The sequence below is a fragment of the Kitasatospora sp. NPDC127116 genome (assembly GCF_042677365.1).
Classification (GTDB): domain Bacteria; phylum Actinomycetota; class Actinomycetes; order Streptomycetales; family Streptomycetaceae; genus Kitasatospora; species Kitasatospora lactacystinica.
The window spans coordinates 15,579-34,530 of the sequence record NZ_JBHXTL010000077.1 but is presented as its reverse complement, the minus strand read 5'-3'; the positions used below and the strand labels follow the sequence as shown (position 1 = coordinate 34,530).

The window sequence follows — 18,952 nt, the reverse complement described above, 5'->3', positions numbered from 1 at the left end:
GCGCCGCTACCCGACCGCCCGGGCCGCCGCCCGTCCCGCCGTACGGCCCGAGAACAGGCAGCCGCCCAGGAACGTCCCCTCCAGGGAGCGGTACCCGTGCACGCCCCCGCCGCCGAACCCGGAGGCCTCGCCGGCCGCGTACACCCCCGGCAGCACCTCGCCGTCCGGCCGCAGCACCCGCGAGGACAGATCGGTCTCCAGTCCGCCCAGCGACTTGCGGGTCAGGATGTTCAGCCGGACGGCGATCAGCGGCGCGGCGCCCGGGTCGAGGATGCGGTGCGGGGCGGCGGTGCGGATGAGCCTGTCGCCGAGGTGGCGGCGGGCCCCGTGGATCGCGGTGACCTGGAGGTCCTTGGCGAAGGGGTTGGCCAGCTGCCGGTCGCGGTCCTCGACGGTGCGGCGCAGCTCGTCCGGGTCGATCAGCGGTTCGCCGGTCCTGGCGTTCATGCCCCGGGCGAGGTCGGCGAGGTCGCGGGCGACCACGAAGTCCCGGCCGTGCCGCAGGTGGCCCCGGACCGGGCCGGGGGCGCCGGGCAGCGCGCGCCCGAGCACGCCGCGCACCGACTTGCCGGTCAGGTCGGGGTTCTGCTCGGAGCCGGAGAGGGTGAACTCCTTCTCGACGATCCGCTGGTTGAGCACGAACCAGGTGTACTCGTACCCGGTGGACATGATGTGTTCGAGCGTCCCGAGGGTGTCGAAGCCGGGGAACAGCGGGACGGGCAGCCGCCTGCCCCGCGCGTCCAGCCAGAGCGAGGAGGGGCCGGGCAGGATGCGGATGCCGTGCCGGGCCCAGATCGGGTCCCAGTTCTCGATGCCCTCGGTGTAGTGCCACATCCGGTCGCCGTTGATCAGGCTGGCCCCGGCCCGGCCGGCGACCTCCAGCATCAGTCCGTCCACGTGCGCGGGCACCCCGGAGAGCAGCCTGGCGGGCGGGGTGCCGAGCCGGGCCGGCCAGGCCTTGCGGACCAGGTCGTGGTTGCCGCCGATGCCGCCGGAGGTGACGATCACGGCCTGGGCGCGCAGCTCGAAGCTCCCGGCGGCCTCGCGCGAGCTGGCCTCGCCCCGGCCCGCCGGGCTCGGCACCAGCACCTCGCCGGTGACGGTGTCGACGGCGCCCGCGGTGGCGGACAGCCCGGTGACCCGGTGCCGGAAGCGCAGGTCCACCAGGCCGCGCGCGGCGGCGGCGCGGACCCGCCGGACGAAGGGCGCCAGCAGCCCCGGCCCGGTGCCCCACGTGATGTGGAAGCGCGGCACCGAATTGCCGGGCCCGTCGGCGAGGTAGCCGCCGCGCTCGGCCCAGCCGACCACCGGGAAGAACCGCACGCCCATGCCGTGCAGCCAGGAGCGCTTCTCGCCCGCCGCGAAGTCCACGTACGCCTCGGCCCAGCGGCGCGGCCAGGCGTCCTCGGGCCGGTCGAAGCCGGCCGTACCGAGCCAGTCCCGCAGGGCGAGGGCGTGCGAGTCGCGGATCCGCATCCGGCGCTGCTCGGGCGAGTCGACCAGGAAGAGGCCGCCGAAGGACCAGTGCGCCTGGCCGCCGAAGGAGGCGGCGGGCTCCTGGTCGAGGAGGATCACCTTCCGTCCGGCGTCGGCGAGTTCGGCGGTGGCGGCGAGGCCCGCGAGGCCCGCTCCGATGACGATGACGTCGGCGTCCAGGGCCATGCGCAGTCCTCCGTCGGGGCTCGCGGTGGCGGCGCGTCCGGGACGCGTCGCCGCTGTGCGCCCGATACTGCGGTCTGCGGTGACGTCCGGTCAACCGGCGGGTAACAACCGCCCGCGTGAATTCCGCTCCGGGCCGTTTCGGAATTGCCGCCGGCAGTGGCGCGACAGCCGTTCGAGAGCCGTGCGATAGCCGTTCGGCATCCGGTGGGGCGAAATGCGGAATTCCGTCCGGGCCCGGCCTGACGGAATGTCGGCAATTTCCGCGCAAACCATGGACGTCCGGGAAACCTGGCAGTAACTTACCTGCGAGTAGCTGTGGCCCGGCTCGATGCGACCCCCACCCGTCGTTTCTCTCCCCCAGGAGGAATCGTGCTCCGCCCTGCCCGGAAATCCCGGCACCTCCGGAATTCCACCGCGCTCGCCGCCGTCGCCCTCGGTGCCGCACTCGCGCTCACCTCCACCAGCGCCCAGGCCGCCGGCGCCGCGCCGAAGCACTACGTGGCGCTCGGCGACTCCTACGCCGCCGGCGCCGGCGTGCCGAGCCAGTCGGCCGGTCTGTGCCTGCGCTCCGACCGCAACTACGGCCACCTGGTCGCCGCCGCCCTCAAGTCCGGCCGGTACACCGACGTCACCTGCTCCGCGGCCAAGATCAAGGCGATGACGCAGCCCCAGTACGACGCCTTCATCAGGGTCAACGACCCGCAACTGGACGCGGTGACCGCCGACACCGACCTGGTCACCCTCGGGATCGGCGGCAACGACCTCGCGGCCAGCGACCTCGGCCTCGGCGAACTGGTCGCCACCTGCATCGCCGGCGCCGTCGTCAACCCGCTCGGCACGCCCTGCAAGGACGTCTACCACCACGGCCACTGGGACTGGAGCAGCATGTCCTGGCAGTACGGCACCGACGACCTGGCCGAGCGGATCCGCACCACCATCGCCCCGCAGCTGGCCGACACCCTCAAGCGCATCCACGCCAAGGCGCCCGGGGCCAGGGTGCTGCTGGTCGGCTACCCGTCCGTGCTGCCCGCCGACGGCTCGAAGTGCATCCTGCGCCAGCCGGTGACGCCGGGCGACGTCGAGTACATGCACGGCGTGCTCAACAAGCTGAACGCCGCGCTGAAGTCCACCGCGGCCGCGAACGGCGCGACCTACGTGGACACCGCGACGCCGACCCTCGGGCACGACGTCTGCTCGGACGACCGCTGGATCGAGGGCGCGCTGCCCGGCTCGCCCGCCGTGCCGTTCCACCCCAACGCGACCGGCGAGCAGGTGATGGCCCAGGCGGTGCTCGCCGCGCTGAAGTAGCGCGGCCGCGGCGCCCGAACCGCCGCCCGCGCGGGTGCCGCGCCCCTACCGCCGCCCGCGCGGCGCCCGCCCGGCGCGCCCCCGGAAAGCCCCGAGGGGCCGGCGACCGAACCCCCGGTCACCGGCCCCTCGGTCCTGCGCGCCCTACTCGGACTTCGCGGAGGCGGAGGCGGAGGCGGCACCGACCGCGGAACCGGCGGCCAGCCCCGCCGACCACTTCTCCTCGACGTTGCCGAGCTTCCAGTAGGCGATCGCCGCGGCCCAGGTGAGCACGAACAGTCCGACGATGGCGTAGCCGACGAAGTTGAGGTCCAGTGCGCCGATCCAGGCGACCGGACCGCTGGTGATGTCCAGCTTCTCGCCGAGCAGGCCGATCAGCTCGATCGAGCCGATCACCAGCGCGACCAGCACCGACAGCCCGGTGACGGTCAGGTTGTAGTAGATCTTGCGGACCGGCTTGGAGAAGGCCCACTCGTACGCGAAGTTCATGAACGAGCCGTCGATGGTGTCCAGCAGGCTCATTCCGGCCGCGAACAGGATCGGCAGCGTGAGCAGCGCGTACCAGGGCAGCGAGAAGGCCGCCGCGCCGCCCGCCAGCACCAGCAGGGACACCTCGGTGGCGGTGTCGAAGCCCAGGCCGAACAGCAGGCCCACCGGGTACATGTGCCAGGGCTTGGTGACGGCCCTGGTGACCCTGCCGAGGATGCGGTTCATCAGCCCGCGCCGCTCCAGCTGGCGCTCCAGCTCCGCCTCGTCGTAGTCGCCCTCGCGCATCCGGCGGAAGACCTTGAGGATGCCGTTGAAGGCGCCCAGGTTGATCAGGCCGAGCAGCAGCAGGAAGGTGCCGGAGACGGCGACGCCGATCAGGCCGGTCATCTCGTGCAGCGTCGAGTCGTCGGACTCCACCTGGCCGGCCAGCGAGCGGATGCCGAGGGCCAGCAGCGCGCAGAGGCCGAAGACGATCGACGAGTGCCCGAGCGAGAACCAGAAGCCGACCGACAGCGGCCGCTTGCCCTGGCCCATCAGCTTGCGGGTGGTGTTGTCGATGGCGGCGATGTGGTCCGCGTCGAAGGCGTGCCGCATGCCGAGGGTGTAGGCGGTCAGGCCCATGCCGGCGCCGAACACCTGGCCGCCGACGTCGTAGTGCTCGGGCTCGACCACCGCGAGCAGGGTGAACCAGCCGATGACGTGGAGCGCGAGGATGAATCCGCCCATTCCGGCCAGGCGGATCCACTCCTCACGGGTGAGCCGGTCGCGCCAGCGGGGGGCAGTCATCTTCGTGTCCTTTCGGTCGGGCGGTCGGAAGCTGGGCCATCTTTCCGCCTCGGTGCGCGCAGTTGCAAGTCATGCGCAATTACGGATTCGTCTCCCCCCGCTCTCCCCGGCTTCCACCCCCCTCCCGAAGATCGTCACGACCCGTACAAGGCTTCGTAACCTCGGAGGGCTTTCACCCTGCGCTCTACGCGCGGATACTCCCGTTCTACGCGCGAAAACCTGAGCGCTGCCCCCTCAACTCCCCACGGAGGAACGGCACATGACGATCCGCATCCGAACCGCCGCGGCCCTCGCCGGAACGGCCCTGCTCACGGCCGGTCTCACCACCCCCGCCGCCACCGCCGCGCCCGGCCCCGCCGCGCCCGCCGCACTCACCGCGTCCGCCGCCAGGACCGCCACCGTCGGCGCCACCCCGCACCGGGTGCTGTTCGACAACAGCAAGGCCGAGACCGCGGGCAACGCCGACTGGATCATCAGCACCAGCCAGCCCGACCCGCTGGCCCAGAACGCCAACCCCACCACCGAGAAGAGCTGGACCGGCGCCCTGTCCGCCTGGGGCGTCGCCCTCCAGAAGACCGGCCAGTACAGCCTGAAGACCCTCCCGGCCGGGTCCACCATCAGCTACGGCACCGGCGCCGCGCTCGACCTCGCCAACTTCGACACCTTCGTGATCCCGGAGCCCAACACGCGCTTCTCCGCGGGCGAAAAGGCCGCGATCATGAACTTCGTGAAGAACGGCGGCGGGCTCTTCCTGGTCTCCGACCACAACAACAGCGACCGCAACAACGACGGCTGGGACTCCCCGAAGATCATCAACGACCTGCTGACCAACAACGGGGTGAACAACAACGACCCCTTCGGCTTCTCGGTCGACCTGCTCAACATCACCACCGACAACCCGCGCGCGGCCGACGCCCCGACCGACCCGGTGCTGCACGGCCCCTTCGGCACCGTCACCGGCTCCATCCTGCGCAACGGCACCACCTTCACCCTCAAGCCCGCCGACAACCCGAACGTCAAGGGCCTGGTCTACCGGACCGGCTACAGCGGCAACACCGGCGCGTTCTTCGTCACCAGCACCTTCGGCTCCGGCCGGGTCGCGATCTGGGGCGACAGCTCCCCGATCGACGACGGCACCGGCCAGTCCGGCAACACCCTGTACAACGGCTGGGACGACCCGGCGGGCACCGACGCCGCCCTCGCCCTCAACGCCACCGCCTGGCTGAGCAAGGCCTGACCTGGGGCGCCCCCACCGGGGCCCGCTCATCAGGCCCCCGCTCACCAGGCCTCCTCATCAGGCCCCTCTCATCAGGAAAAGGGCCGCTCCCTCCCCTACTGTCGGAAATACCGAACCGTCGGAAGGCCGACGCCCGGGACCGATGGGAGCGGCCATGCCGTCCTACCCCTTCCACACCACCCGCGAGGACCTGCGCATCCCGCTGCCCGACGGCACCCGGCTGGCCGCCCGGCTGTGGCGGCCGGTCGGTGACGAGCCCGGCCCCGCGCTGCTGGAGTACTCCGGCGGCCGCCTCACCGACCGGACCGCCGCCGAGGACGCCCGCCGCCACCCCTGGTACGCGGGCCACGGCTACGCCGCCGTCCGGGTCGACACCCGCGGGCACGGCAACTCCGAGGGCATCCCCGGCGAACCCGGCGGCGAACAGGAGCTGGCCGACGGCGCCGCCGTGGTCGACTGGCTCGCCCGCCGCCCCTGGTGCAACGGCCGGCTCGGCCTGCTCGGCACCGGCACCGCCGGCACCACCGCCCTGCGGCTCGCCGCCCGCACCCCCGGCACCGTCGGCGCCGTCGTCACCGCCTGCCCCGAGGGCGGCCACCGGCTCGGCGGGGCCGTGCTCGCCGCCGACCTGCACACCCGGCTCACCGCCCTGGTCGCCGACGCCGCCCTGCCGCCGGACCCGCGGCACGTCGGCGACGCCTGGCGGGCCGCCTGGCTGGCCCGGCTGGAGGCGCTGCAGCCGCCCGTCGACGACTGGCTCGCACCCCGCGAGAGCACCGTCCCGGTGTCCGTGCCCGCCCTCGCCGTGGCCGGCTGGGGCGACCCGTCCTGCTCCTTCGTGCTGCGGCTGCTCGCCGAGTCCCCCACCGCGCGCGCCCTGATCGGCCCCTGGCCGCACGGCCTGCCCGAGGCCGCCCTGCCCGACACCCTGCGCTGGTGGGACCACTGGCTGCGCGGCATCGACAACGGCGCCCTCAAGGAACCCGCCCTGCGCACCTGGCTCGCCACCCGCTGGACCGGGGACGAGGCCTGGCCGTCCCCCGACGTCCGGGAGATCCACTACGGCCTGGACGGGCCGCTGCGCACCGCCGGCACCGCCGCCCACGACCGGTACGTCCCGGTCCGGTCCCCGCAGCACACCGGCCTGAACGCGGGCGCCTACGTCCCCCACGGCCGTCCCGCCGACCGGCCGCCGGACCAGCGCGAGGAGGACGGCCGCTCGGTCTGCTTCGACTCCCAGCCGCTGCCCGAACCCGTCGAGCTGCTCGGCGCCCCGACCGTCCGGCTGCGGCTGCGCGAGGACGGGGCACCCGTCCAGGTGACGGTCCGGCTGTGCGCGGTCGGCCCGGACGGCACCTCGGAGCTGGTCACCCGGGGCTTCCTGGTCGCCGACGGGCCCGACGCCGAGGTCGAGCTCGCGGCCTGCGCCTGGACGGTCCCGGCCGGGCACCGACTGCGGCTCGCCCTCTCCTCGGTCTACTGGCCCTGGGTCTGGCCCCCCGCGGAGGACACCGGGTACGGCGTCGACCCGTCCCGCTCCACCCTGAGCCTGCCGGTGCGCCACCTCGCCGCCGACGTCGGCGCCCCGCCCGTCACCTTCGAGCCCCCGGTGCTGCCCGCACCGCTCGACATCCACCTCACCGAACCGCTCGCCGTCCGGCCCGAACACCTCACCGTGCACGACATCGGCCGCCACGAGTGGCGCGCCGAGCTCTCCCCCGCCACCGACGGCACCCGCACCCACCCCGACGGCCTGGTCCGCGACGAACACACCGTCACCGCCTACCGGGTGCTCGCCGGCGCCCCGCTCAGCGCCCAGGCCCGCACCGACCGCACCGTCCGGCTGGAGCGGCCCGACATCGGCTGGGACGTCACCGTCCAGACCCGCACCCAACTGCGCTGCGACGCCGAACACTTCATCAGCGTCGTCCAGCTGCGGGCGCTGGAGGCCGGCTCGGTGGTGTTCGCCCGGGAGTGGCAGCACCAGGTGCCCCGCGGGCCGTCCTGAACGCGACCGTTCGTGATGTGACAATGCCCTTACCAGAAGCGCGAGTCGGGGAGGGCGGGCATGCTGGACGAGTCGGTGTTCCGGACCGAGGACGTGGATCCACCGGACCGCTTCGAGTACTGGCGGCACCGACTCGCCGAGAGGAGCGCTCCGTTCGAGGCCAGCACCGGACACGCCGTCGACTTCCGGGCGGACCTGCGCGTCCTGACGCTCGGTGAGCTACAGCTCTGGCACATGGAGAGCCCGCCGATCACCGTACGCCGGCCGGCGCGCCTGATCCGCTCGTCCGACCCGGAGTTCTACCTCCTCTCGCTCCCCGTCCCCGGCGCCGGCCCCGCGGCCAGGTCCGACGGCCACGGCGAGTGGCGCCCTCGGGACCTGGTGATGTACGACAGCGTCCGACCCATCTCCCTCCAGGTGAACACCGACGATCCGCGCCGGCAGATCCACGGGACCTGGCTGACCATCCCCCGGCAGGCGCTGCCGCTGCCCCCGGACAAGGTGGCCGAGCTGATCGCCCGCCGGATGCCCGGGGGCGAAGGGGTGGGCGCCCTGCTCGTCCAACTGCTCGCCGGCATCGCCGCCGACACCGGCGCCTACCGCACCGGCGACGCGCCCCGGCTGGGCGCCGCCGCCCTCGACCTGGTGTCGGCACTGCTCGCCCACCACCTCGACGCCGAGGACGCCGTCCCGCCGGAGAGCCGGCGCCGGGCGCTGGTCCAGCGCGTACGGGCCTTCATCCGCGCCCACCTGCACGAGCCGGACCTCAACCCCGGCGCCGTCGCCGCCGCGCACCACATCTCGGTCAGCTACCTGCACCGCCTCTTCGAGGCCGAGGAGGAGACCGTCGCCGCCTGGATCCGCCGCCAGCGCCTCGAACGGGCCCGCCGCGACCTCGCCGACCCGGCCCTGGCCGCCACCCCCGTCCACGTCATCGCGGCCCGCTGCGGGTTCCCCCGCGCCGCCGACTTCAGCCGCGCCTTCCGCGGCGCGTACGGGCTGCCGCCCCGCGACTACCGCCACGGCGGCGCCGCGACGGCCACGGGTGGACGCTGAGCGAAGCGGACGTGGACCGGCTGCTAACGACAACCCCCCTGGGGGGTCGGCAAGCTGATGTCGTGTCCACCACGGGGGCTCCTCCGGTGGACACGGACCGACACCAGCACCCTCGAAGGGGGAACATCCATGTCCAGCAACGGAACCCGGCCCCGCACGACCCTGCGATCCGCCGCCGCCGTCGGCATCGCCGCCCTGACGCTCGGGCTCACCGCCCTCGGCGGCGGTCAGGCCGTCGCCGCGCCGCAGGCCGACCCGCTCACGTTCGGGACGCCCGTCACCCTGTCGGAGTCCGCGATCACGGCGGACAGCCTGCCGTGCATCACCAGCCCCGGGGTGAAGACCTGCTTCGACAAGGCCGGCGACAAGGTGCTCGTGCTCGACACCGCGAAGGACGGCTTCTCCGCCGTCGGCCGGTGGAGCACCGACTACGGCCGCACCGGCGCGTGCCGCAACGCCCTCGGCGTCGGCAAGTGGGCGGAGTGCAACTACGACATGCGCGAGACGGGGCACATCCAGCTGAACAACGCCCTCTACGACGGCGACACCGGGCTGCTGGTGCTGACCAACACGTACTCGGGCTGGCTGTCGATCGGCTGACCCGCCGGCGGCCCCGCCGCTCTCCGCCCGTACGACGGGCGGGGAGCCGCAGGGCGCGGCGCCCGTCCCGCTACGCGTGCTCGGCCAGGACCTCGGCGATGACGTGGCGGGCGATGGCGGTCATCCTCGGGTCGCTGTCCCGGTAGTAGGCGACCTCCAGCAGGGCGATCGACAGGGCCCAGCCGCGGGCCCGGGCCCAGGCCGCGTCGTCGGGGGCCGCGGCCGCGCGGAACGCCTCACGGGCGGCGGCGGGCAGGACGTACCAGGCGGGGATCAGGTCGACGGCCGGTTCGCCCAGGCCCGCACAGCCGAAGTCGATGACCGCGCTCAGCCGACCGTCCGGGGAGACCAGCAGGTTGCCGGGCTGGAGGTCACTGTGGAGCCAGACCGGGGGGCCGGCGGGCGCGGGGGCGCGCAGCGCGTGCTCCCAGGCGGCGGTCACGGCGGCGGCGTCGACCAGGTCCGGCACGGCCGCGATCGCCTTCCTCGTCCCGGTGTCCCGGTCCGCCAGCGACTCGCTGCGGTAGGCGGCGGGCGCGCCGGCCGGGTCGATCCCGCGCATCGCGGTCACGAGGTCCGCCAAGTCCCGGGCCAGCAGACCGGGTTCGGCAGTCCGGCCGGCCGTCGGGGTGTCGCCGTCGATCCAGCGCAGCACCGACCAGGGCCAGGGGCAGCCGTCGACCGGCCCGCCCACGGCCAGCGGGACCGGCACCGGGACCGGCAGCCGCGGGGCCAGGCGGCGCAGCCAGACGTCCTCCTTGGCGATCTCCTCGACCACCCCGGGGATCCGCGGGATGCGCACCACCAGCTCCGCCCCGAGCCGGTACATCGCGTTGCTGGTCCCGGCCGGTTCCACCGGCTCGACCGGCAGACCGGCCCATTGCGGGAACTGCTCGGCGACCATCCGGCACACCAGGGCCTCGTCGATGTCCAGTTCGTCGGCGTGCAGCTTGCGGGAGGAGGCCATGGTGCCCGACCCTGCCACCCGCCTGCCGGGCCGGGCAAGCGAATTGCCGCGCCAGGCCGGAGGGCGAGCCGCTAGCCCGGGTGGACCGCGCCTGCCGCGATCAGGCCGGGCAGCTGGCGCATGTCGTCGAAGACCACGGTGCCCGGCCCGGCCAGCCGCTCCGCGACCGTGACGCCGCCCGCGTAGCCGAGCGCGCGCATCCCTGCGGCGCGGGCGGCCTCGACGCCGGGCCGGCTGTCCTCGACCACCACGCAGGCGGCCGGGTCGACGCCCATCGAGCGGGCGGCGTGCAGGAAGAGGTCGGGGGCGGGCTTGCCGCGGGCGACCTCGGTGGCGCTGAAGATCCGTCCGGCGAAGTGGTCGTGGAGGCCGGTGCGGCCCAGGGTGTGGCGCATCTTCTCGTGGGTGCCGCTGGAGGCCACGCAGGTGGGCAGGGTGATCGCGGCCAGGGCTTCCGGGAGGCCGGCCACGGGGGTCAGCCCGGCGTCCACCGCCTCGGCGTGCAGTTCGACGAAGCGCTTGCTCCACAGGACGGCCGTCTCGGCGCCCAGCCGTTCGGCGACCGTCGCCCGGTTGGCGGCCTCGGACCGTCCGACGAAGAGCTCGATCGCCTCCGCCTCGGTCAGCGGCCAGCCGTGCTCCGCCCCCAGGCGCACCAGCACCCGGACGGCGATCACCTCGCTGTCCACCAGGACGCCGTCGCAGTCGAAAATCACCAGCTCTATCGGCTTGATCATCCGACCAGCATAGGCCGGTGCGCACCCGGGGGCGGTGACCGTCGAACCGGCCACCGCCCCTTGGGCGTTACCCGGTCAGCCGGTCTGGACGGAGGTGTCGTCGATCACGAAGCTGGTCTGGAGCGAGGCGTCCTCGGTCCCGGCGAACTTCACGGTGACGCTCTGGCCCGCGTAGGCCGACAGGTCGAAGGTGCGCTGCTGGTAGCCGGCCGCGGCGTCCACGTTGGAGTAGGTCTTCAGCGCGGTGCCGTTGACCGACACGGTCAGCTTGTCGTACGCGGTGCTGCCCGACTCGGCGGTGTCGATGTGCAGCCAGAAGCTCAGCGTCGCCTTGCAGCCCGACGGGATGCTCACCGTCTGCGACAGCGAGTCCGAGTGGGTCGAGCCGTAGCCGTTCATCCACGCCTTCCAGGAGCCGCCGTGGGCCGCCTGCGAAGAGCTGTTGTCCACCACGCCGCTCGACGTCGTCCACGGGGTGGCGGTGCCGGTCTCGAAGCCCGCGTTGCCCAGCAGCTGCGCCGGGGTGCAGCTGCCGCCACCGGTGGAGACCGCCCAGGTGAAGGAGATGGAGGCCGACTTGCCCGCGGCGTCCGTGACGGTGACGGTCACGGTGGAGCTGCCCGCGGTGGAGACGGTGCCCGCGATGACGCCGGTGGAGGAGTTGATCGACAGCCCGGCGGGCAGGCCGGTCGCGGCGTAGGACAGCGGGGCGGTGCCACCAGAGGCGTTGATCTGGAGGTTGACCGCACCGCCGACGGCGGTGGACTGGTTGCCCGGGTTGGTCACCGAGACGGCGCTGCCGGCCGGCTTGGTGAGCAGGCAGCCGGCCACGTTGAGGTCGATGGCCCGGGTGGAGGAGTTCAGGCAGGTGGTGAACCAGTACGTCTCCTCGCCGTAGCTCTGGCCCTTGTAGGCCTTGGTGGTGCCGTCGGCGGCCACCTCGCACGGGTTGTTGAGGGTGCACATGGCGCCGTCGTCATTGCCGGTGTTGTTGATGCCGATGATCCGCCCGCTGGCGGAGTCGACGATCGGCGAACCGGAGGTGCCGTGCGTGGTGTTGCACCCGGAGCTGTAGCGCAGCGAGTCGTGCCAGGTCCAGGCGTCCTCGCGCAGGGTCGGCACGAAGCCGTTGACGGAGCAGTTCCAGACCTGCTTCCAGTACGACGAGGGTATGTACATCGACGCGCCGTCGGTCGGGTGCGAGTCGCTGATCGTCAGCGCGGTGGCGCCGTACTTGGAGCTGATCGACCCGTAGGTGTCGGTGAGTTGGTAGAGGGCGACATCGGTGCCGGTCATGGTCGCGTAGAGCAGCTTGTCGGCCTGGACGGTGCCCAGGCTGTTGCCCGCGCCGTCCAGCAGGGTGCCGCTGCGGCTGGCGGTGGTGTTCTGGATGACCTGGCCGGCCGAGGGCATGGTCGGCAGGCAGTGCCCGTTGGTGAGCATCAGCGCGCGGTCGCCGGCCACCGAGGTGGGGTAACGGACCAGCGAGGCCGAGCAGTTGCTCAGGGCGATGGTGGACGTCAGGTCGGCCGCCTGGACGGCCTGCGCGGGGGCGGCGGCGAAGGCCAGCCCGCCCGCGACGACGGCACTGGTACCGGCCACCGCGACAAATCTCTTGAACATGGCTCTCCTTGTGGGGGATCGCGGGGTGTACGACTGGTCGCCGACGCCCGCGCCGCACGAAAGTGCCATGGCCACTTCAAGAGGTCAAGGATTGTGACCGAACTCGCCACTGCCCGGCACGGGTCGTGCCATCCGAAGGCAACGACCCGTCCCGGTATGCCCGTTACGGGTCGGGCTACGGCTGCGGGGCGGAGTTCACGGTCTGCCCCTCGATCTTGGCTCCGCCCTTGCCGTCGTTCACGCCGATGACCACGTTCCAGGCCGCCACGCTCGGCGTGAAAGCATACGATTCCTGGTACTTGATGAACTGACAGTTCTCGGTGAACTGCTTCGCCTCGGAGTCCCAGTCCACCCCAGTGGTGTAGTAGAAGTCGTACGAACCGTCCTCGACACCCTCGACAGTGGCCAGCCGGCCCTTGGTCGCGTACACCGAGGCCACCGACTTCCCGCCCTGGGCGAGCGTGAAGACCGCGTCATTCGAACCCTGGTTGTCGAACTTCAACGTCCCCTTGCCGCCCTTCCCGCCCTCGCGGACCATGGTCCCGTTCTCAAGGGACCTGGGCTGCGGCTGCGGAGCGGGCAGCTGCGGGACGGTGAACGCGGTCCGGTACCCAGCCGTCGTCAGCTTGGCCAGAGCCGCCGAGACGCCCTGCAGCGCCTGTCCGGCACCGAGACGTGCCTGGGCGACACCCAGCCCGCAGAGCTTCTTGCTCCAGATGTCGGCGCTGAGCGCCGAGGTCTCGAGCGTGAGCGCTTCCAGGGCGTTCACCAGATCTGTGCGCGCCGCCTCCGCCCCCGCCGGGGTCACGGCGGAGTTCAGGCTCCGGGCGGCACGACCGGCGTTGGAGCCGACGACACCGAGCGCCTTCGCGAGATCGGCAGGGGTCGTGGCCGCCGCCGCCTTCCCCAACCCGCTATCAACCGGTTCGAGGGCCTGACCGAGCACCGTGCCGTAAGGCGTCGCCGAGGCGCTCGGCGCCGCCGTCCCACCCCCGCCGGAGCAGGCCGCGAGCAGCAGCACCCCGCCGACCGCCAGACCCGCCCCACCCGAAGACCCCGCGAACCGCATCGACTTCACGACCCCACCCCACTGTCATCCGCCGCGCACTCCCCGTACGCGTCGGGGCGACATGCTGCCGAGCACGAACCACCCGGGTCAACCCGATAAGGACGATCATCGGAAGGGGCCGCCCCGGGGCCTCCACGGAGGTCAACTACGATCGGGCTCGTGCTCAGTCTCACCGGACTCCCGCTCCAGATCATCGCCTCCCTCCTCGCGATCGCCGTCTTCGCCGCCACCATGTGGCTCTGGCCGCGGTTCGGCGGGAAGGGCTGGAAGGCGTGGCTGGGCCGGATCGGCGCGTTCCTCGCCACCCAGGTGTCGGTCCTGGCCGCGATGGGCCTGATCGCCAACAGCTACTTCGGCTTCTACAGCTCCTGGACCGACCTGCTCGGCACCAGCGGCGGGCTCGGCACGGTGGTCGACCACCAGCCCAACGCCTCCGGGGTGGCCGTCACCGGCGAGCAGAAGTTCTACTCCGCCCAGGGCTCGGACCCGGAGCGCTCCGGCCTGATCCAGAAGGTCGACGTCAAAGGGGCCGGCAGCGGCCTGACCACCGAGGCGTACGTCTACCTGCCGCCGCAGTACTTCCAGCCGGAGCACGCGAAGCAGCGCTTCCCGATGGCCCTGGTGCTCACCGGCTACCCGGGCACCCCGGAGAAGCTGATCTCGCTGATGCAGTACCCGGCGTCCACGCTGAACGCGATCGAGCAGAAGAAGCTGCCGCCGACCGTCCTGGTGATGACCCGCCCCACCCTGGTCGGCGACCGGGACACCGAGTGCGTGGACGTGCCGAACGGCCCCCAGGTGGAGACCTTCTTCACCACCGACCTGCCCAAGGCCCTCGCCACCACGTACCGGATCGGCACCGACCCGGCCAACCGGGCGGTGATCGGCAACTCCACCGGCGGCTACTGCGCGCTCAAGTTCGCGCTGCGCAAGCCCGACGCCTACCGCTCGGCGGTCGCGCTCTCCGGCTACTACAGCGCCGCCCACGACGCGACCACCGGTGACCTGTTCGGCGGCAACGACCGGCTGAAGCAGGAGAACGACCTGCTGTGGCGGCTGAAGAACCAGCCGCCCGCCCCGGTCAACCTGCTGCTGACCACCGCGTACGACGAGAACAACTACGACGAGACCAAGGCCATGATCGCGGCCTTCAAGGCCCCCACCACGATGTCCTCCATCACGCTGGACACCGCCGGCCACAACTTCCACACCTGGACCCGGGAGATCCCCCCGGCCCTGGAGTGGCTGGGCAAGCACCTCGCCGTACCGCCGTCCGCCTGACTTTCCGGATCACACGCGCCTCACACCCCCGTCTCACGGTTCTCTCAGGCACGCCACCGACGGTATGGCGCATGACCACGAGCAGCTACTCCCCTCCGGCCGGCGAACCGTGGCCCGAGGCCGCGAACTTCCCGCCACCGGAGGTGCCGCCCGGCCCGGCCCGGCCGGACCCGGCGCCGCTCTTCCCCGAGCAGCCCCTGCCGCCCGCCGGCCCCAAGGGTCCGGCGTCCTGGTCCGGCCGGCTACGCACCCTCCCGGCCCGCGCCTGGCGCGGGCGCGCGGACGACCCGCGCTGGGTGCGCCCGGCCCTGCTGGCGCTGCTGGCCGCGACCACCGTCCTCTACCTGTGGGGCCTGAGCGCCTCCGGCTGGGCCAACTCCTTCTACTCGGCCGCCGTGCAGGCCGGCTCCCAGAGCTGGAAGGCCTTCTTCTTCGGCTCCTCGGACGCGGCGAACTTCATCACCGTCGACAAGCCCCCGGCCTCGCTGTGGCCGATGGCCCTGTCGGCGCGGATCTTCGGCCTCTCCTCGTGGTCGGTGCTGGCCCCGCAGGCGCTGATGGGAGCGGCCACCGTCGGCGTGCTGTACGCGACGGTGCGGCGCCGCTTCTCCCCGCTCGGCGGCCTGCTGGCGGGCGCCGCGCTGGCCCTCACCCCGGTCGCGGCGCTGATGTTCCGCTTCAACAACCCGGACGCGCTGCTGGTGCTGCTGCTGACGCTGGCCGCGTACGGGCTGGTGCGCGCGGTCGAGGCGGCGGGCACCCGGTGGCTGGTGTTCACCGGGGTGGTGTTCGGCCTCGCCTTCCTCACCAAGACCCTGCAGGCCTTCCTCGTGCTGCCCGCGTTCGCGGTGATCTACCTGGTCGTCGCGCCCACCGGCCTGTGGCGGCGGGTGCGGCAGCTGCTGCTCTCGGGCGCGGCGATGGTCGTGGCCGGCGGCTGGTGGGTTGCGGTCGTCGAGCTGCTGCCCGCCTCGGCCCGCCCGTACGTCGGCGGTTCGCAGGACAACAGCTTCCTCTCGCTCACCTTCGGCTACAACGGCCTCGGCCGGATCAACGGCGACGAGACCGGCAGCGTGGGCGGCGGCGCCCGGATGCCGGCCGGGCTCGACCTGCCGGGCGGTGCGATGCGCGGCGGCGGCCACGGCTGGGGGCAGACCGGGCTGACCCGGATGTTCGGCACCGACATCGGCGGACAGATCGCCTGGCTGCTGCCGGCCGCGCTGATCCTGCTGGTGGCCGCCCTCTGGGCGACCCGCCGCTGCGCCCGCACCGACACCGCCCGCGCGGCCTTCCTGGTCTGGGGCGGCTGGCTGCTCTCCACCGCGCTGATCTTCAGCTTCATGTCCGGGATCTTCCACCAGTACTACACGGTGGCGCTGGCCCCGGCCGTCGCGGCGCTGGTCGGCATGGGCGTGGACGGCCTGTGGCGGGCCCGGCACCGGCTGCCCCGGGCGCTGGTGCTGGCCGGAACGCTCGCGGTGACGGCGGTCTGGGCGTTCGTGCTGCTCGGCCGCAGCCCGGACTTCGTGCCGTGGCTGCGCTGGGCGGTGCTGGTCGGCGGGCTGCTCGCGGCGGCGGCACTGGCCGCCGGTCCGCTGGTCGTCGGCTCGCCGGCCGCCGGGTCGCCGGCCGGGCGGTTCTCCGGCCGGACCGGCGCGCGGATCGCCTCGGTGGCGGGCCTGGTGGGCCTGGCGGCGGCACTCGGCGGTCCGGCGGCGTACGCGGTGGACACCGTGAACACGCCGCACACCGGCTCGATCGTGACCGCCGGGCCGGGCGTGGACGGCGCGTCCGGACCGGGCGGCACGGGGCGCAAGGGCGGCAGGGGCTTCCCGGGCGGGCAGAACGGCCAGGGCTTCCCCGGCGGCCAGGGCTCCCCGGGCAGCGGCGCGGGGGCGGGCACCGACCACGGCAACGGCCGCCACGAGCGCGGCACCGGCAGCGGCACCGGCTTCCCCGGCGCGCAGGCCCCCGAGGGCACGGGCACCGGCGGCCTCCCCGGCGGCGCCGCGGCCGGCGGCCCGCCCCCCGGCGGCATGGGCGGCCTGCTCGACGGCCCCAAGGTGACCGGCGAGGTCGCCGCCATGCTGAAGGAGAACGCCGACCACTACACCTGGGCGGCCGCCACGGTCGGCTCGCAGACCGCCGCCGGCTACCAACTCGCCACCGGCGAACCGGTGATGGCCCTCGGCGGCTTCAACGGCACCGACCCCTCGCTGACCCTGGACGGCTTCCGGACGTACGTCCAGGAGGGCAAGGTGCACTGGTTCATCGGCGCCGGCGGCTCCCACCGCGGCTTCGGCGGCGCGGGCGGCGACGAGGGCGGGCAGCAGAACGAGTCCGCCCGGATCACGTCCTGGGTGGCCGCCCACTTCACCGCGAAGACCATCGGCTCGACCACCTTCTACGACCTGACGGCCCCCACCTCCTGACGGTGGGCCCGCAACCCCGGAGGGGGCGTGCCGCGTTCGCGCGGCGCGCCCCTTCCGCCGTCCCCTTCCGCCGTCCCCTTCCGCCGTCCCCTTCCGCCGTCCCCTTCCGCCGTCCCCGGCCGCCCGTCCTCAGTCGGTCGCGCAGTGGGTGCCCGCCTCCGGCAGCCGTCCGTCCACCAGGTAGGCGGCCACCGCGTCCCGGACGCAGCTGCTCCGGTAGTAGGCCATGTGCCCGTCGCCGTCCCGGGTGAGCAGTACGCCGTGCTCCAGCCCGCCGGCCAGCCGCTGCGCCCAGGCGTACGGGGTGACCGGGTCGCCGGTGGAGCCGATCACCAGGACCGGCGCGCTGCCCGGTGCCCGGACGGGCTGCGGCAGCTCGGGCGAGCGGTACGGCCAGGCCCGGCAGTCCGGGACGAGCAGGGTGCCCGTCGGGTCGTGCCCGGTGGTCAGCGGGGCGCGGGCGGCGAGTTCGGCGAGGGCCGGGCGCAGTTCCGCGTCGGTGGGCGGCGGCGGGCCGTCCGCGCAGGAGATGGCGGCGAAGGCGTCGGCCACGCTCTGGTAGCGGCCGTCCTCGCCGCGTCCGTAGACGCTGTCGGCGAGGGCGAGCAGGCTCTCGCCCTCGCCCCGGGTGACGGCCGGTTCGATGGCGTCGCGCAGCCCGGACCAGGACTGGTGGCCGTCGGCGAGCGCGTCCAGGACGGCGCCCCAGCCGAGCGCGGCGGTGAGCGTACGGCCGTCGGCGGTGCGCAGCGGGTGCTCGCGCAGGCCGTCGAGGAAGCGGGCGAGGCGCTGCGGGGCGGTGGCCGGGTCGGGGCCGAACGGGCAGGAGTCCCCGTCCTCGGTGGCGCAGTCGGCGGCGAAGGCCCGGAACCCGTCCTCGGCGGCGACGGCCTGTTCGATGCCGAGCCGGGCGGTGGGGACGCCGTGCTCGACGGCGCCGTCGAGGACGAGCCGGCCGGTGCGCTCGGGGAACTCCTCGGCGTAGCGGGCGCCGAGGTGGGTGCCGTAGGAGAAGCCGAGGAAGTCCAGCCGGCGTTCGCCTAGGGCGCCGCGCAGCACGTCGAGGTCGCGGGCGGTGTCGCGGGTGCCGAGGTGCGGGAGCAGGTCGGCGTGCCGGGCCTCGCAGGCCTCGGCGAGGACCCGGCCGCGGCCGTAGTCCGGGTCGTCGGTGGCGTCCCACTCGTCGCGGGTGGAGTCGTCCAGGCACTGGACCGGGACGGTGTCGCCGGTGCCGCGCGGGTCGAAGCCGACCAGGTCGTAGCGGTCGTGCAGCGGCCCCTGATAGTTCTTCCAGCCCCAACGGACCATCTTGACACCGGAGTTTCCGGGCCCTCCGGGGTTGAGCAGCAGGGCCCCGAGCCGGTGCTCGCGGTCCGCGGCGGGCACCTCGGTGACAGCGACGTCGATGGTGCGGCCGCCCGGGTCGGCGTAGTCCAGCGGCACCTTGAGGGTGGCGCACCGCACGACGGCCGTGTCCGGGTCGGTGCCGTCGTCGCCGGGGCAGGGCTGCCAGTCGATGTGCTGGTCGTAGAGCGCGCGCAGGGCGGGTGTCGCGGTGGCGGCGACCCGCTCGTCCAGCGGAGGCCGGGCGACACCGCCCGTGCAGCCGCTCGACAGCGCGAGGGCGAGGACGGCGGCGAGGGCGGGCACGGCGCGCCCGGACGAGCGGGGGAACCGGGAAGTGATCGGGGGCACCG

Annotated in this window: 12 protein-coding genes and 3 pseudogenes; 7 read left to right on the top strand and 8 right to left on the bottom strand. The window is 73.6% G+C overall.

Annotated elements, in window-relative coordinates; genetic code table 11:
- Nucleotides 1–6 precede the first annotated feature (6 nt).
- A complete protein-coding gene (locus tag ACFVHV_RS27605) occupies nt 7–1,662 on the bottom strand; it encodes an FAD-binding dehydrogenase (RefSeq protein ID WP_380354363.1) in 1,656 nt (551 codons plus the stop codon).
- Between the two features lie 369 nt (nt 1,663–2,031).
- On the opposite strand from ACFVHV_RS27605, the gene ACFVHV_RS27600 reads away from it, so the two are divergent.
- The gene (locus ACFVHV_RS27600; RefSeq protein ID WP_380354361.1) at nt 2,032–2,970 is read left to right on the top strand and encodes an SGNH/GDSL hydrolase family protein; all 939 of its coding nucleotides are present in this window, start codon (nt 2,032–2,034) and stop codon (nt 2,968–2,970) included.
- A 144-nt stretch (nt 2,971–3,114) separates the two neighbouring features.
- On the opposite strand, the gene ACFVHV_RS27595 is transcribed toward ACFVHV_RS27600, so the two are convergent.
- Nucleotides 3,115–4,245 (bottom strand): HoxN/HupN/NixA family nickel/cobalt transporter, encoded by a 1,131-nt coding sequence (locus tag ACFVHV_RS27595; RefSeq protein WP_380354358.1) that lies wholly within the window; start codon nt 4,243–4,245, stop codon nt 3,115–3,117.
- Nucleotides 4,246–4,504: 259 nt separating this feature from the next.
- Between ACFVHV_RS27595 and ACFVHV_RS27590 the strand changes: the two are divergent.
- The 4 genes and pseudogenes from ACFVHV_RS27590 to ACFVHV_RS27575 all read left to right on the top strand — a co-directional run.
- Nucleotides 4,505–5,479 (top strand): annotated as a pseudogene (locus tag ACFVHV_RS27590) (hydrolase); the annotation flags it as partial.
- A 157-nt stretch (nt 5,480–5,636) separates the two neighbouring features.
- Nucleotides 5,637–7,490 carry a CocE/NonD family hydrolase gene (locus ACFVHV_RS27585; protein ID WP_380354355.1) on the top strand — a complete coding sequence of 618 codons (1,854 nt, stop codon included), beginning with the start codon at nt 5,637–5,639 and terminating at the stop codon, nt 7,488–7,490.
- A gap of 60 nt (nt 7,491–7,550) precedes the next feature.
- Nucleotides 7,551–8,546 carry a helix-turn-helix domain-containing protein gene (locus ACFVHV_RS27580; protein WP_380354353.1) on the top strand — a complete coding sequence of 332 codons (996 nt, stop codon included), beginning with the start codon at nt 7,551–7,553 and terminating at the stop codon, nt 8,544–8,546.
- 129 nt (nt 8,547–8,675) lie between these two features.
- Nucleotides 8,676–9,146 (top strand): hypothetical protein, encoded by a 471-nt coding sequence (locus tag ACFVHV_RS27575; protein WP_380354351.1) that lies wholly within the window; start codon nt 8,676–8,678, stop codon nt 9,144–9,146.
- A gap of 70 nt (nt 9,147–9,216) precedes the next feature.
- Here the strand turns inward: ACFVHV_RS27575 and ACFVHV_RS27570 are convergent, their stop codons facing one another.
- The 5 genes and pseudogenes from ACFVHV_RS27570 to ACFVHV_RS27550 form a co-directional block, all read right to left on the bottom strand.
- On the bottom strand, nt 9,217–10,113 hold the full coding sequence (locus ACFVHV_RS27570; RefSeq protein ID WP_380354348.1) for an aminoglycoside phosphotransferase family protein: 897 nt from the start codon (nt 10,111–10,113) through the stop codon (nt 9,217–9,219).
- 71 nt (nt 10,114–10,184) lie between these two features.
- Nucleotides 10,185–10,850 (bottom strand): HAD family hydrolase, encoded by a 666-nt coding sequence (locus ACFVHV_RS27565; protein ID WP_380354345.1) that lies wholly within the window; start codon nt 10,848–10,850, stop codon nt 10,185–10,187.
- A 75-nt stretch (nt 10,851–10,925) separates the two neighbouring features.
- Nucleotides 10,926–11,654: pseudogene (locus tag ACFVHV_RS27560) on the bottom strand (putative Ig domain-containing protein); the annotation flags it as partial.
- Nucleotides 11,655–11,855: 201 nt separating this feature from the next.
- Nucleotides 11,856–12,473 (bottom strand): annotated as a pseudogene (locus ACFVHV_RS27555) (serine protease); the annotation flags it as partial.
- A gap of 175 nt (nt 12,474–12,648) precedes the next feature.
- The gene (locus ACFVHV_RS27550; protein WP_380354342.1) at nt 12,649–13,551 is read right to left on the bottom strand and encodes a hypothetical protein; all 903 of its coding nucleotides are present in this window, start codon (nt 13,549–13,551) and stop codon (nt 12,649–12,651) included.
- 150 nt (nt 13,552–13,701) lie between these two features.
- On the opposite strand from ACFVHV_RS27550, the gene ACFVHV_RS27545 reads away from it, so the two are divergent.
- Complete coding sequence (locus ACFVHV_RS27545) at nt 13,702–14,823, top strand: alpha/beta hydrolase (RefSeq protein WP_380354340.1); 1,122 nt, start codon at nt 13,702–13,704, stop codon at nt 14,821–14,823.
- A 71-nt stretch (nt 14,824–14,894) separates the two neighbouring features.
- On the top strand, nt 14,895–17,255 hold the full coding sequence (locus ACFVHV_RS27540; RefSeq protein WP_380354337.1) for a glycosyltransferase family 39 protein: 2,361 nt from the start codon (nt 14,895–14,897) through the stop codon (nt 17,253–17,255).
- Nucleotides 17,256–17,384: 129 nt separating this feature from the next.
- Here the strand turns inward: ACFVHV_RS27540 and ACFVHV_RS27535 are convergent, their stop codons facing one another.
- Nucleotides 17,385–18,950, bottom strand: coding sequence for an alpha/beta hydrolase (locus ACFVHV_RS27535; RefSeq protein ID WP_380354335.1), 1,566 nt, complete (start codon nt 18,948–18,950; stop codon nt 17,385–17,387).
- Between the last annotated feature and the right edge of the window lie 2 nt (nt 18,951–18,952).